The following is a 12,167-nucleotide window of genomic DNA, read 5'->3' on the forward strand; positions in this document are numbered from 1 at the left end:
GGTCAGCTATATGAGCATATTTAAATTAGACAGAGGTAGTCCCTATATATATATGCAAAGTTTCTTACATTCAATCTTACTTTTTCTTTAATAATAATCTCTCTTAAGGTAGATGAGTTTTTGATATTAACTCAAGTTGCTTGTAAGTTATTTAAAAAGGGTATGTTGTTTCGCTGTCTTGGTTATTATTGAGAGATTAAAATTAATGTAGAGACTTTATATATGTAGAGATGTTATATATAACGTCTCTACATATATAAAGTCTCTACTACTACTCTACAGCAAGGTTTTAGTTTAAGGATAGTATGTCTGATTAACTGGATATAAATTGATTTTACCAAGCGGGATCGACAAATAAGTTAATTGTCAATTCTGCTTTTCCTGGGGGAACTGCGGTGATGCAAGCACGGATGCAATTACCATCTTCTAATTCGACTTCGCAAGCGTGACAGGAACCCATTAAACAACCTGTGGGAATGGTTACTCCGGCGCGTTCTGCTACTTTTAATAGTGGTTCTCCTACTTGAGCTTCGACGGTGATATTATCGGGGAGAAAATGAATTTTGGTCATTTGTCATTGGTAATTAAGTGGGTAAAATAGGTTTTAAATCGAGATTAGCTTCGACTATATCTGCGATCGCATCTAGTACAGCTTCCCTTTGTTCTCGGTAATTAGAAATTCCGGTTGGTAAGGAATGCAAACCCCGTTGTTGGCGCAATAAATTTAACCAAGCGCGTCGCCAAGGGCCATTATCAAAAATCCCATGTAAGTAAGTTCCCAAAACCGATTCTGTAGAATCAACCATCCCTAAATAAGGGTCATCAAATAAAGCTTTTGTACCTTCAGTTTCTAGTTGACGAGAGCGACCTTGATGAATTTCGTAACCAGAAATAGGTAAACCGACTTGAGGATAATTAGAGGTTACTTGACGCTGACGGACTACTTTTTGGGGTGTAATTAATGTGCTTAAAGGTAATAATCCCAAAGCTTCACAACGTTGGGAATCGTTACCTTCAATTCCTTCGGGGTCGGCAATAATTTTACCTAACATTTGATAACCACCGCAGATTCCCAACACCATACCACCGGAGGCGACATATTCTTTAATGGCTTCTGCCATCCCTGTTTGTTGCAGAATGGTATAGTCTGCAATTGTGGCTTTTGTGCCGGGAATAATTACAGCATCAGGATGACCTAAATCTTGTTTGGGGCCAACATATTTAAGATTAACTGAAGGTTCTGCATCTAAGGGATCGAAATCAGTAAAGTTAGAAATTCTGGGGAGACGAATTACGGCAATTGTAATATCGCCTTTAGTTTTTTTGGTAGGACGTTCAAATAAATCTAAGGAATCTTCTGCGGGAAAATCGTGTTCAATCCAAGGTATTACGCCAATAACGGGAATACCCGTATATTTTTCCACCCATTCCACACCAGGTTGTAACAAGCTGCGTTGTCCGCGAAACTTGTTGATAACTATGCCTTTAATTAAAGCTCGTTCTTCTGGGTCTAATAATTGCAATGTACCAACAATATGGGCGAAGGCTCCACCGCGATCGATATCCACGACCAAAATTGTATTAGCATTCAAGTGACGAGCTACCCGCATATTAGTTAAATCGCGGTGTTTCAAGTTAATTTCCGCCGGACTTCCCGCACCTTCACAAATTACCAAATCGTACTCTGCACTTAAAGCTTGTAAGGAGTCGGTAATTGCTTGCCAACCTGGTTGAAAATATTGTTCATAATATTCTAAAGCTGTGGCTCTACCTACAGCCCTGCCTTTAATAATTACCTGAGAGGTCATATCCCCTTGAGGCTTGAGTAAAATGGGATTCATTTCCACAGCGGGAGTAATGCCAGCTGCCCAAGCTTGGACTGCTTGTGCGTGCCCGATTTCTCCACCATTAGCGGTAACGTAGGCGTTGAGAGCCATATTTTGACCTTTGAAGGGTGCTAAACGCCAACCTCGTCTAGAGAGGATGCGACAGAGTGCTGCTGTTAAGAGTGATTTTCCTGCGTGGGAGGTAGTGCCCACAACCATAATTGCTTTCATAATGTTAGTTATGTAAGGAGTTAAAGACTATTTTAGTTGCCGATTTTAGATGGTTGAATTTGGAATCAACCAGCGAAGAAAAGAGAAAGTTTAAAGAGGCAATTTCAGCCATCTAGTGAAAAAGTTATAGATGCGATCGCGCCAAGAAGCTGGAGGTATTTCGTCACCTTGAGTAGATAATTTGGCAATGATTTCATGTCCCATTGGTGTGAGACGAAAGCTATTAGTAATGCCTTGTCCATCTACTTCGCGGCGCAAAACTCCGACTTGAATCAGCCAAAGTAAAGAGTTATCTGCGATCAGTTCTGAGAGTTGGCGTTTGGTGAATTGGTTTTTGTTGCCATTAACGCCAACAATTTCTTGAAAGTCTACACTTCGCGATCGCATGGTGGTGAATAATAGCAATCGGAAGGGGGATACACGCAGCGATCGCTCTGCACGTTCGATGGTTTTTTGGGAATAGGAAAGAGAATTAGCTGCCTTTTGTTTTACCGAATTCATTGATAAGAAAGGTTTTGGGGATCGAACACTCAACGTTTATTTATTATCATAAGTCTTTTTGGTCTGGAGCAGTGACCGGGATTACAAAACTTCCTGTTTATGATAAATGTAAAATATTGTAAAATCCAGATTGAGAATCAATTGATTTCTAACGAGGAAGCTTAGATCATGGCTTTAGCAGTCGGTACGGATGCACCCGCATTTACAGTCAAAGACACCAATGGTAATACTGTTTCGCTATCTGACTTTGTAGGTAAAACAGTGGTGTTATATTTTTATCCCAAAGACGACACTCCTGGCTGTACCAAACAAGCTTGTAGTTTTCGTGATGCTCAATCAGATTACCAAAACAAAGATTTGGTGGTATTAGGAGTCAGCGCAGATGATGAAGCTTCGCACCAAGCATTTACAGCGAAATACAATCTCAATTTTCCCCTTTTAGCTGACTCTAATAAAGAGCTAATTAAAGCTTATGATGTTGATGGTGGTGGTTATGCCAAGCGAGTTAGTTATGTAATTAGTCCCGATGGCAAGATCGTTCATGTTGATGCTTCAGTGAATACGGCCACTCATGCTCAAGATATTTTAGCAGCACTAGGTTTGTAATTTTTTAAAGCGTGAGATCCCCGACTTCTTCTGTGAAGTCGGGGATCTGTGTACATCATTGTGTAGTAGTGTTTTCAGTGGGAGTGTTGGGGTTTAGGCGATCGATCAAGCGATCGGGAAGTTGCAGCCGTTGGCGTTGTATAGCGCGGAACTGAGTAGCAGCTTCATCTAAATTTTGCTTTTGTTCCTGATTAAATTCTTCGAGCGATTGACTGGGACGCAAATTAGAGTTATGGATTAAATTAAGAGGGTCAAAAGTTTGACCTGTTCCACCGTTAATTGCATCCCCTTGTTTTTGATAGTCTTGACTAGGATCGGTTGTCAAATTTTGAGCCAAAGTTGTTTCTGGCGATAGCAAAATTGAGAAAGTTGTTCCTGCTAATAAGCCTAAAGCTATTTTGGTGAGAAACTTAAATTGCATTTTAATTTTCCTCCTCACTATTTAATACAGATTAAGCAAATCTCCGGCGTAATAAAGGCTGAATGCTTAAAAATGCAACTACATCAAGCACTAAAAGTACTAGGAGTGTTCCGCCTAATGATACATTACCCCAAGGAGCTTGCATCACTACACTAGCAAGACTCCAATCGCTGTGCAAATAAAGGTAACGAATGGGTTCAATAGCAAAACTCAGGGGATTGAGAGAGGAAATAAACTGCAACCATTTTGGCATAAAAGAAAGGGGAGCCAAAGCGGTACTGGCAAACAACAAAGGCAAGTTAGTAACAAAAATCACTGCAAGTAATTCGATATGTCCAGGTAAAGCAAAAGCCAAACCCAAACTTAAAGCAGTGACACCCAATACTAACAAAAGAATGATGACAGCAATCACACTTAAACCCAAGATATCAGGTAAACCTGCACCTAAAAAAGCGCTAGTAGCGACGATCGCGATCGTCTGAACAGCACTAAGAGTAATGATAAAGATTGCGGAAGCAAAGACGATCGAATACCGACTAGCCAAAGGCGCAACTAACAAACGGTTCAAAAAGCCAAATTCGCGATCGAACATCACAGGCAACCCTGCATTTAGCGCCCCACTAAACGCAGTAAAAACAATCACACCTGCTGCCAAAAACTGACCGTAATTAGTATCATTACCAAACAAACCCTTGGGTGCATTTTGAAACAAAGCCCCAAACAAAATCAACCAAATCAGAGGTTGAATCACTCCAGCAATCAAAGTAGAAGGGCGACGTTGCAGCTGAATAAACAACCGACGAGTCAAAGCCAAAGTTTCCTGAACAAACTCTCCCACAAACCCAGAAGAACTTGCTTCAGAAACCTTCTCTGATTCAAAATTAACAGACTTTGGACTTAAAGTACTACTCATTTTCTTCTCTTTCCTTCGCGTTCTTTGCGTCCTTTGCGGTTCAAAAAAATCTTATTTCATACTTTGCTTTTTCTCAGCCTTCAAATCTCGACTACTAACAGCCGCCAACTCAGCATCCATCAAAGTTTTACCAGTAGCCGCCAGATAAACATCATCCAAACTAGGGCGAGATTGAGCAATTCCAAAAGTAGGCAAACCAGCCGCTTGTAAAGCTTGTTGAATCACAATTAAAGCATCATTTTGCGGAGTTACCACCAAATTCAAGGAATTACCCTGAGCGTTATTAATAATCACCTCTTGCACAAACGGCAAAGATTTCAACATATCTTTAGCTTTCTCGGCTTCTTCCATTGGGGAAAACTCGCGGATGCGGAGAGTAACGCGATCGCCACCCACGCGATCCTTCAACTGGGAAGGAGTACCGGAAGCAATTACCACACCTTTATCGATGATAGCGACGCGATCGGCTAAAGCATCAACCTCTTCCAAATAGTGGCTTGTGAGTAAAACCGTAGTTCCCGCATCGCGCAACTGACGCAGAATATCCCACATTACCACTCGACTTTCGATATCTAATCCTACCGTTGGTTCGTCCAAAACCAAAAGATCTGGTTTGTGCAATAACCCTGCTGCCAAGTCTAACCGCTTGCGGATACCACCGGAATAAGTTCCAGATTTTTTATCTGCGTATTCCTGCAAACCCAAAGTATCGATCATTGCGTCGATCCGTTCTTTGGCAAACTTACCCGGTAAATGGTAGAGTGCAGCTTGCAGTTGCAGCAGTTCTCTTCCCGTGAGAATTTTGTCGGGGGCGACTTCTTGGGCGACGTAACCGATACGTTGACGCACCTGCTTGGGGTTGTTAATTACCGAAATGCCGGAAACCTCGATTTTGCCTGCATCTGGCATCGTCAAGGTACAGAGACATCTAATTGTAGTAGTTTTGCCTGCACCGTTTGGCCCCAAAAGACCAAAGATTTCTCCCGGTTCTACTTGAAAGGATACATCCTTCACGGCTTTGGTGTTGCCGTAGCTTTTTTGGAGATTTTGGATAATCACTGCGGGAGCCATAGTTGTCCCAATTTAATAATTCGCAACAATCTTTAATTTTATTGTAGCGGGGTCGGGAAATCAGTCGGTGGTGTCGAGATGGGTACGTTGTTGCGCTTGGGCGCTAAAAACTAGCGCCCAAGCGCAACAACGTACCTAAGTCAAATTTTCAGGAGTTTCTGGGAAAAATAAGTTTAGGCGTACTCAGCTAATTCTTAAATATGCTTTACTGTTCTAATCCCAGTTGCTCGAATCCATTCAATCCTGATAGTAATAAATTTTGCCAAAGTTGCGGTTCTCAATCTCTCAATTCTTTATTTAAAAATCGCTTTCGGGTGTTGCAACTTTTGGGCGAAGGAGGATTTGGTAGGACTTATCAGGCTATAGACACTCATAAAATGAATGATGCTTGTGTAATCAAGCAATTTGTACCTCAAGTTGAAGGAACAGCAGCACTAGAAAAAGCAACAGAACTGTTTAAACAAGAAGCAAAACGATTATTTGATTTAGGCGAACATCCCCAAATTCCCAGATTGATTGCTTATTTTGAAGATAATAAACGTTTGTATTTAGTACAAGAGTTTATTCAAGGGCAAAATTTACTACAGGAATTGCATCAACAAGGAGCTTTTAGCGAGAAAAAGATTACACAATTATTGCATGAATTGTTACCTGTTTTGCAGTTTGTTCATGAACGAGGCGTAATTCACCGAGATATTAAACCAGAAAATATTATGCGTCGTCAAGACGGCAAATTAATGTTAATTGATTTTGGGGTTTCTAAACAGGTGACGGGAACAGTTTTAAGTAAACTTGGGACGATGGTTGGTACTTCTGGATATGCGCCAATGGAACAAATGCGGGGTCAAGTTTTTCCGGCTAGTGATTTATATAGTTTGGGTGTAACTTGTATTAGGTTGTTAACTAATTGTTTGCCGAAAGAAGATGGAAGCGATGATATTTACGATGGGTTGAATGGGTGTTGGAAGTGGCGCGATCGCATACCATTTAATCAAACGCTCAATGTTGAATTAGGGGAAGTTTTAGATAAGTTAACTCAAGATTTTGTGAAAGATAGATATCAATCTGCTGAGGAAGTTTTGCAAGAACTGAATCCGCCTGTTAATTCTCCTTCTTCTACAATTATTAATTTTACCCAAACGGGGATAAATTACGCTAATCTGAGGAACTTTTTAGCTGATGGAAAATGGCGAGAAGCTGATGAAGAAACCGCCAACCTTTTTCTCCTAGTGTCACAGCGAGAAACAGAGGGTTTGCTAACTGTAGAAAACATTCAACAATTGCCTTGTGAATTCCTTTGTAATGTCGATCGACTTTGGAAGAACTATAGTAACGGACGCTTTGGTTTTAGTACTCAAAAACGAATTTGGCAAGATGTGCAAAAAAATACTGAAAGTTTTGGCGTAGCAGTGGGATGGTGCAGTCGGGTAAGTAATTGGGGTGGTTATAAATATGTTTGTAAATCTTACTATGGTTTGAGTTTTAATCTTAATGCTCCTGTAGGACATTTGCCAGCAAAAAGCGTAATTATTGGGAGGCGATGGGGTGAAAATGGGGATTTTTGGGTGTTTCGTTATTTATTTGCTCATGTTGAAAGTTGTGGGCTTTAAAGGTTAATCTTGGAGAAGAGAGCGATTACGCATTAAGGAAGTAAACTAATGAAATGGCGCGTCATCATTGAACCAGATCTAGAAACAGGAGATTATGCGGTTTGGTGTCCAGAATTACCTGGTTGCACTTCCGCAGGAGAAAGTCAACAAGAAGCTTTAGAAAATATTCGTGAGGCTATTGAACTGTATTTACAACCTGATGCGATCGACTTACCAGCAGCGGCGATAATTGCAGAGGTTAATGCCATTTTCCGTTATTATTAAATTGCGATCGATCGAATAATCCCACCATGACTGAAATTGTATTTTTAGTAGAAGACGATCCAGAGGTTGGGTACAATGCTCAAGCTTTAGGCGAATCAATTTTCACTCAAGCTGATAATTTAGAAACTTTGCGGGAAATGGTTCGTGATGCTGTTCGCTGTCATTTTCCTGATGAAAAAAACCGTCCGAAAATCATTCGTTTACATATAGTCCGTGATGAGGTATTTGCTTCGTGAAACTTCCGCGAGACTTGTCTGGTGAAGAGTTAGTTAAACTTCTTGCTCATTTAGGTTATGAAGTTAGCCATCAACTAAAAGCTACCAATTATCTTAAGGAACCAAACTAATGAAATGGTGCGTTACGTTGTCACTAACGCACCCTACGAATAGTTTAAAAGCTTTCAGTTTCTAGCCGCCAAAAGCATCTTTGATGCCTTCAACTGTGCGCTCAAAAGCGTTGGTTGATTTGTCGATCGCTTTTTCAGTTTTAGCTGCGTGATCGTCGGCTGTTCTTTCGATCCGATCGCGATCTCTCTTTGCTTTCCGCTCTATGAAATTACCGCCGTCTGTTGATTCATCAACTTTTCTAGCATTTTCGTTTGCGGTTTTCTTAACTTTGTCAGCTGCATCTCTGACAAAATCCTTATGTGCTTCAGCAAATTCACTGGGATTATCTGCTACTGCAAACAAGTTTGTCGCAGGTGCGGCTATAGCGGCGCTGTTCGAGAGGAATGCACCTTGCCAAGTGAAGGCGATCGCACACACACAAAACAGAACTGTAGCGATTCTCCGTGCTACTTTTGTAAAATAATTCAGTTTCATAGAATACATCTCCGTGAGTTTTAATATCTTACTTGTACTTGATTTGACTCATGGGTAAACCGCTCTTTAGATGGAGATTCTTTTGTCGTAAGTTATTATTTAAATTACCTCTTTCGGTAGATAGATTTAATCGACGTTTTGTAATTATTCAGGGGGTGTTTTTTGCCAGTCAGTTACGATTAAATACCATTAAAAAGCGATCGATCGGTTAATCCTACTACCGCTGAAATTGTATTTTTACTTGAAGATAATCCAGAGGGCAGATCCAGTGCTAAAGCTTGAGGCAAATCAATTTTCACCCAAGCTGATGAACGAATTTGGAAATTAGCTCCAGGCGCGACGATATTGAACTGGAGATGGGACTGATTGATGTAATTGTTTTGCCGCCCGCATTGCCCAGTAAGGATCGCGCAACATTTCTCTAGCCAGTAACACTATATCTGCTTGACCTGTGCGGATGATATGGTCTGCTTGTGCGGGTGAGGTAATCATGCCAACTGCTCCTGTGGCGATGTTTGCTTCTCGACGGATGCGATCGGCAAAGGGGGTTTGATAGCCTGCACCTGTTGGAATTTGTTCACCCGGCACAATGGCACCCGATGAACAATCGATTAGATCCACGCCTAAAGAGCTTAATTTACTGCACAGTTCCACACTTTGTTCTATATCCCAACCATTAGGCACCCAATCGGTAGCAGAAATACGAACCCAAAGCGGAGTTCGATCGGGCAGAACGTTTCGCACCGCTTGCACAACTTCACACAAAAACCGGATGCGATTCTCAAAACTCCCACCGTACTCATCGTTTCGATGATTGCTCAAGGGTGAGAGAAATTCATGGAGCAGGTAGCCATGAGCAGCATGAATCTCGATCAAGTCGAATCCGGCTGTTAGGGAGCGTTTAGCCGCATCTACGAAGGATTGGGTTAGCTTTTGGATGGCTTCCGTGCTCAGTGCGATCGGATCGGGGCGATCGGGCTTAAAAGGAATGGCACTCGGCGCAACTACCGCCCATCCTCCTTGAGATTCGGGAATCACATTTCCGCCTTCCCAAGGTGGAGTGGTGCTGGTTTTGCGACCCGCGTGAGCTAGTTGAGTTCCCACAATGGCACCGTTACCATGAATTAACTCGACAATTCGTGCCAACATTTCGATCTGTGCATCTTGCCAGATTCCCAAATCTTGCGGTGTGATTCTTCCTTCCGGCTCTACTGCTGCGGCTTCAGCGATCAAAATCCCTGCCCCTCCTACGGCTCGGCTGACGAGGTGAACTAAATGCCAGTCATTGGCAAATCCATCTTGGCTGGAATATTGACACATCGGGGAAACTGCAATGCGATTCCGAGAAGTAACGCCACGTTGATTAAATGGCTCAAATAAATGGGGCATGGTTGAGGATTTCTAATTCCAAAAACTACTTCTTCATTAAAAGCCTGGAACGCCAAAATGGTTCATAATCTCGGTCTATCTTTGGAGGGATTTTGGTTTTATCGAAAGCAGTAAAGATGGCTACAAAAAAAGTGATAAACCGCAAACAAAGGGGGGTTATCTTAATTTAAATTAACTCAGATCTGGCACCAAGAGGCAGAGCCTCTATTTTTCGTTCCATTTGTTGAACCTGGGAACGAGGACAAAGGAGGTGGAACCTCCTAGTTATGCAAGATCTGAGTTAATTTAATTCCTAATTTTACAATTATTGCAAAATTGGAATGGCGCTAATTATGGTTTGCAGATTCTCTACCAAAATTGCGGTTAAGGAATGAGTTTCCGGTAAGGTATCTACGACAATTCCTAAGCACAACAACATCATGTAGATGATGGAGTATTTGAAGGTCGATCGCGCTAAGGGAATATCACTGGGATTGTGTAATAATTGCCAAGATTTTTGAATGAATTTCCATCCTAAAATAGTTGCGACCGCACCATAAACTATCCCCACATTTCCCAAAGGATAAATTAGCAGAAAAGTTGATGCCACCATGATTAAGGTGTAAACCCAAATTTGCCTGGTTGTCTCTTCTTCTCCTACGATTACGGGTAACATGGGAATGCCAACTTTGGCGTAATCTTCGCGAATCATTAATGCTAATGCCCAAAAATGTGGCGGTGTCCACAGGAAAACTATGGCAAATAACATCCACGCTGACCAACTTAAATCACCTGTGACTGCTGCCCATCCTACTAAAGCGGGAATTGCACCAGCAGCACCACCAATAACGATATTTTGGGTAGTATGACGTTTGAGTAAATGGGTGTAAACTGCCATGTAGAAAACTATGCCGGACATTGCTAACAAAGCGGCTAATAAGTTGGCGAAAACTGTTAGCAAGGTGAAGGATAAAACCCCAAGGACGATCGCAAAAATAAGTGCGTGGCGAGTTTGAACTTTTCCCGAAGGAATCGGACGCTTGCGGGTGCGTTCCATTGTATAATCAATATCGCGATCGTAAATGCAATTTAAGGTTTGGGCTGATGCAGCTGCCAGAGTTCCACCCAATAAAGTTACTACTAACAAAAAGGGATCGACTCTGCCATTTGATGCCATCCACATACTAGCTGCTGTGGTAATTAGTAGTAGTGGAATAATCCGAGGTTTCGTCAATTGGTAATAACTTTGGATTACTTCTTTAAAGTTTTGATGCTGACGAGAAACCCCAGTTGCAATAAGTTCTTGCATGAATTCTAGTGTCCTTTGATAATTACTAATTACTAACAGGTAATCGGTAATTGGTAAAGTATAAATAGTAACTTTTTCCCAACTACAAATCGCCCATTATCCATTTGTTACTAACTTACTGTCGCGCCATGCTAAAACACTGAAAATTACCAGTGTTGCGAGTAAAGCTGCGCCTATTGCTTGGTGACTTACTGTTAATGGTTCCACTTGTAAACGCAATCGGAAAGTCGCTACTCCTAAAGCAATTTGGCATACCAGCAATGCGCCAGAAATGTTAGCTAAAAATCGCAAATTTGGGTGCAGTCCTGCTGTTCGCCACGCTACAATTACGACTGCTAAAACTCCCAAAGTTGCGGGAACAACTCCAGCAATGTGATTATTCATCACTGTACATAAACTAGAGTCAGATAAGCATTGATGTAGCGCCCATTGTGAACCTACTAATGCGCCTAAAAGACTTTGGGAATAAATCAAAAAGGCAGCAACTAAGCTGATCCAGGCTAATTTTTTTGCAGTATTTGTGCCTTTGTAGGGCAATAGTGAGGTGCCGATTACTAACAGGGTAACAAAAAATAACAATGCTGTTCCCAAGTGTGCGGTGACGATATCGAATCGTAATAGTTGAGTAACAGTTAAACCGCCGAGAATGCCTTGGAAAAGTATTAAGAAGAGGGCGAATAATGATGCCCAAGGCAACCATTTGGGTATTTGTTGGCGATACCACCCGGATAATCCAACTAAGGCGATCGTACTAATCCCCACTAAAGCCGCATCCAACCGATGAAACCACTCTAAGAAAACTTGCAGGTTCATTTGTTGACTGGGCACTAATTGACCATAGCACAAAGGCCAATCAGGGCAAGCTAATCCGGCGTTCATTACCCTTGTCGCACTTCCTACTGCCATTAACAGGAAGGTGGCGATCGCAATTTTCCACACCAAGCGACGGATAATCTCTACTGGGACGATCGCGGAATTACTTCGATCCTGCTGCAACACAGATTCTGTCATAATCTGTACCTTCCAACTCCAAGTGTTAAGTTACTGCTGAGTGATCGCTCAGCTGATAGCCAGCTAAGGCACTAGTTAACACTTTACTTACGGGATCGAGTTTTGCCCAAAAGCTTTAGGTAATTTTCAGTTCTCAGTGTTTATATTTCTTAATGTAGGGACTAGGGACTAGGGACTAGGGACTGGGGACTGGGAAGAGGGAGTGGGGAGGTAGG

Annotated in this window: 14 protein-coding genes; 4 read left to right on the forward strand and 10 right to left on the reverse strand. The window is 41.8% G+C overall.

Features of this window, described 5'->3' with window-relative positions:
* Window positions 1–334: 334 nt before the first annotated feature.
* The 3 genes from ACE1CI_RS08790 to ACE1CI_RS08800 form a co-directional block, all read right to left on the reverse strand.
* Window positions 335–571, reverse strand: coding sequence for a 2Fe-2S iron-sulfur cluster-binding protein (locus tag ACE1CI_RS08790; protein WP_413264548.1), 237 nt, complete (start codon window positions 569–571; stop codon window positions 335–337).
* 13 nt (window positions 572–584) lie between these two features.
* Window positions 585–2,057, reverse strand: coding sequence for a cobyric acid synthase CobQ (cobQ, locus tag ACE1CI_RS08795; RefSeq protein WP_413264549.1), 1,473 nt, complete (start codon window positions 2,055–2,057; stop codon window positions 585–587).
* Window positions 2,058–2,147: 90 nt separating this feature from the next.
* Window positions 2,148–2,558 (reverse strand): Npun_F0494 family protein, encoded by a 411-nt coding sequence (locus ACE1CI_RS08800; protein WP_413264550.1) that lies wholly within the window; start codon window positions 2,556–2,558, stop codon window positions 2,148–2,150.
* A 168-nt stretch (window positions 2,559–2,726) separates the two neighbouring features.
* Here ACE1CI_RS08800 and ACE1CI_RS08805 point away from each other — a divergent pair, with 168 nt between their 5' ends.
* Window positions 2,727–3,164, forward strand: a complete 438-nt coding sequence (locus ACE1CI_RS08805; RefSeq protein ID WP_413264551.1) for a peroxiredoxin — start codon at window positions 2,727–2,729, stop codon at window positions 3,162–3,164.
* Between the two features lie 55 nt (window positions 3,165–3,219).
* On the opposite strand, the gene ACE1CI_RS08810 is transcribed toward ACE1CI_RS08805, so the two are convergent.
* The 3 genes from ACE1CI_RS08810 to ACE1CI_RS08820 are packed head-to-tail and all read right to left on the reverse strand — an operon-like array spanning window position 3,220 to window position 5,569.
* Window positions 3,220–3,585 carry a hypothetical protein gene (locus tag ACE1CI_RS08810; protein ID WP_413264552.1) on the reverse strand — a complete coding sequence of 122 codons (366 nt, stop codon included), beginning with the start codon at window positions 3,583–3,585 and terminating at the stop codon, window positions 3,220–3,222.
* A gap of 31 nt (window positions 3,586–3,616) precedes the next feature.
* Window positions 3,617–4,498, reverse strand: coding sequence for an ABC transporter permease (locus ACE1CI_RS08815; protein ID WP_413264553.1), 882 nt, complete (start codon window positions 4,496–4,498; stop codon window positions 3,617–3,619).
* Between the two features lie 51 nt (window positions 4,499–4,549).
* Window positions 4,550–5,569 (reverse strand): ABC transporter ATP-binding protein, encoded by a 1,020-nt coding sequence (locus tag ACE1CI_RS08820; RefSeq protein ID WP_413264554.1) that lies wholly within the window; start codon window positions 5,567–5,569, stop codon window positions 4,550–4,552.
* A 200-nt stretch (window positions 5,570–5,769) separates the two neighbouring features.
* Here ACE1CI_RS08820 and ACE1CI_RS08825 point away from each other — a divergent pair, with 200 nt between their 5' ends.
* Genes ACE1CI_RS08825 through ACE1CI_RS08835 form a run of 3 tightly spaced genes read left to right on the forward strand, consistent with a single transcriptional unit; the run spans window position 5,770 to window position 7,679 of the window.
* A complete protein-coding gene (locus ACE1CI_RS08825) occupies window positions 5,770–7,179 on the forward strand; it encodes a protein kinase domain-containing protein (protein WP_413264421.1) in 1,410 nt (469 codons plus the stop codon).
* Window positions 7,180–7,227: 48 nt separating this feature from the next.
* Window positions 7,228–7,443, forward strand: coding sequence for a type II toxin-antitoxin system HicB family antitoxin (locus tag ACE1CI_RS08830; protein ID WP_413264420.1), 216 nt, complete (start codon window positions 7,228–7,230; stop codon window positions 7,441–7,443).
* A gap of 26 nt (window positions 7,444–7,469) precedes the next feature.
* On the forward strand, window positions 7,470–7,679 hold the full coding sequence (locus ACE1CI_RS08835; protein ID WP_413264419.1) for a 2-oxoisovalerate dehydrogenase: 210 nt from the start codon (window positions 7,470–7,472) through the stop codon (window positions 7,677–7,679).
* Window positions 7,680–7,850: 171 nt separating this feature from the next.
* On the opposite strand, the gene ACE1CI_RS08840 is transcribed toward ACE1CI_RS08835, so the two are convergent.
* From ACE1CI_RS08840 to ACE1CI_RS08855, 4 genes are all read right to left on the reverse strand, one after another.
* Window positions 7,851–8,264 carry a hypothetical protein gene (locus ACE1CI_RS08840; RefSeq protein WP_413264418.1) on the reverse strand — a complete coding sequence of 138 codons (414 nt, stop codon included), beginning with the start codon at window positions 8,262–8,264 and terminating at the stop codon, window positions 7,851–7,853.
* Window positions 8,265–8,588: 324 nt separating this feature from the next.
* A complete protein-coding gene (locus ACE1CI_RS08845) occupies window positions 8,589–9,653 on the reverse strand; it encodes an oxidoreductase (RefSeq protein WP_496615347.1) in 1,065 nt (354 codons plus the stop codon).
* 304 nt (window positions 9,654–9,957) lie between these two features.
* On the reverse strand, window positions 9,958–10,941 hold the full coding sequence (locus ACE1CI_RS08850; protein WP_413264416.1) for a heme o synthase: 984 nt from the start codon (window positions 10,939–10,941) through the stop codon (window positions 9,958–9,960).
* Between the two features lie 96 nt (window positions 10,942–11,037).
* Window positions 11,038–11,952: a COX15/CtaA family protein gene (locus tag ACE1CI_RS08855; protein WP_413264415.1), complete on the reverse strand. Its 915-nt coding sequence runs from the start codon at window positions 11,950–11,952 to the stop codon at window positions 11,038–11,040.
* Window positions 11,953–12,167 lie beyond the last annotated feature (215 nt).

Source organism: Floridaenema flaviceps BLCC-F50 (assembly GCF_041929275.2).
GTDB classification, from domain to species: Bacteria; Cyanobacteriota; Cyanobacteriia; order Cyanobacteriales; family Aerosakkonemataceae; genus Floridanema; species Floridanema flaviceps.

Bases quoted from the DNA above. Each gene is read 5' to 3' on its own strand.
- ACE1CI_RS08850 (WP_413264416.1), bottom strand. From the start codon at position 10,941: ATGCAAGAACTTATTGCAACTGGGGTTTCTCGTCAGCATCAAAACTTT.
- ACE1CI_RS08835 (WP_413264419.1), top strand. From the start codon at position 7,470: ATGACTGAAATTGTATTTTTAGTAGAAGACGATCCAGAGGTTGGGTAC.
- cobQ (WP_413264549.1), bottom strand. From the start codon at position 2,057: ATGAAAGCAATTATGGTTGTGGGCACTACCTCCCACGCAGGAAAATCA.
- ACE1CI_RS08800 (WP_413264550.1), bottom strand. From the start codon at position 2,558: ATGAATTCGGTAAAACAAAAGGCAGCTAATTCTCTTTCCTATTCCCAA.
- ACE1CI_RS08830 (WP_413264420.1), top strand. From the start codon at position 7,228: ATGAAATGGCGCGTCATCATTGAACCAGATCTAGAAACAGGAGATTAT.
- ACE1CI_RS08840 (WP_413264418.1), bottom strand. From the start codon at position 8,264: ATGAAACTGAATTATTTTACAAAAGTAGCACGGAGAATCGCTACAGTT.
- ACE1CI_RS08815 (WP_413264553.1), bottom strand. From the start codon at position 4,498: ATGAGTAGTACTTTAAGTCCAAAGTCTGTTAATTTTGAATCAGAGAAG.
- ACE1CI_RS08855 (WP_413264415.1), bottom strand. From the start codon at position 11,952: ATGACAGAATCTGTGTTGCAGCAGGATCGAAGTAATTCCGCGATCGTC.
- ACE1CI_RS08825 (WP_413264421.1), top strand. From the start codon at position 5,770: ATGCTTTACTGTTCTAATCCCAGTTGCTCGAATCCATTCAATCCTGAT.
- ACE1CI_RS08810 (WP_413264552.1), bottom strand. From the start codon at position 3,585: ATGCAATTTAAGTTTCTCACCAAAATAGCTTTAGGCTTATTAGCAGGA.
- ACE1CI_RS08820 (WP_413264554.1), bottom strand. From the start codon at position 5,569: ATGGCTCCCGCAGTGATTATCCAAAATCTCCAAAAAAGCTACGGCAAC.
- ACE1CI_RS08790 (WP_413264548.1), bottom strand. From the start codon at position 571: ATGACCAAAATTCATTTTCTCCCCGATAATATCACCGTCGAAGCTCAA.
- ACE1CI_RS08845 (WP_496615347.1), bottom strand. From the start codon at position 9,653: ATGCCCCATTTATTTGAGCCATTTAATCAACGTGGCGTTACTTCTCGG.
- ACE1CI_RS08805 (WP_413264551.1), top strand. From the start codon at position 2,727: ATGGCTTTAGCAGTCGGTACGGATGCACCCGCATTTACAGTCAAAGAC.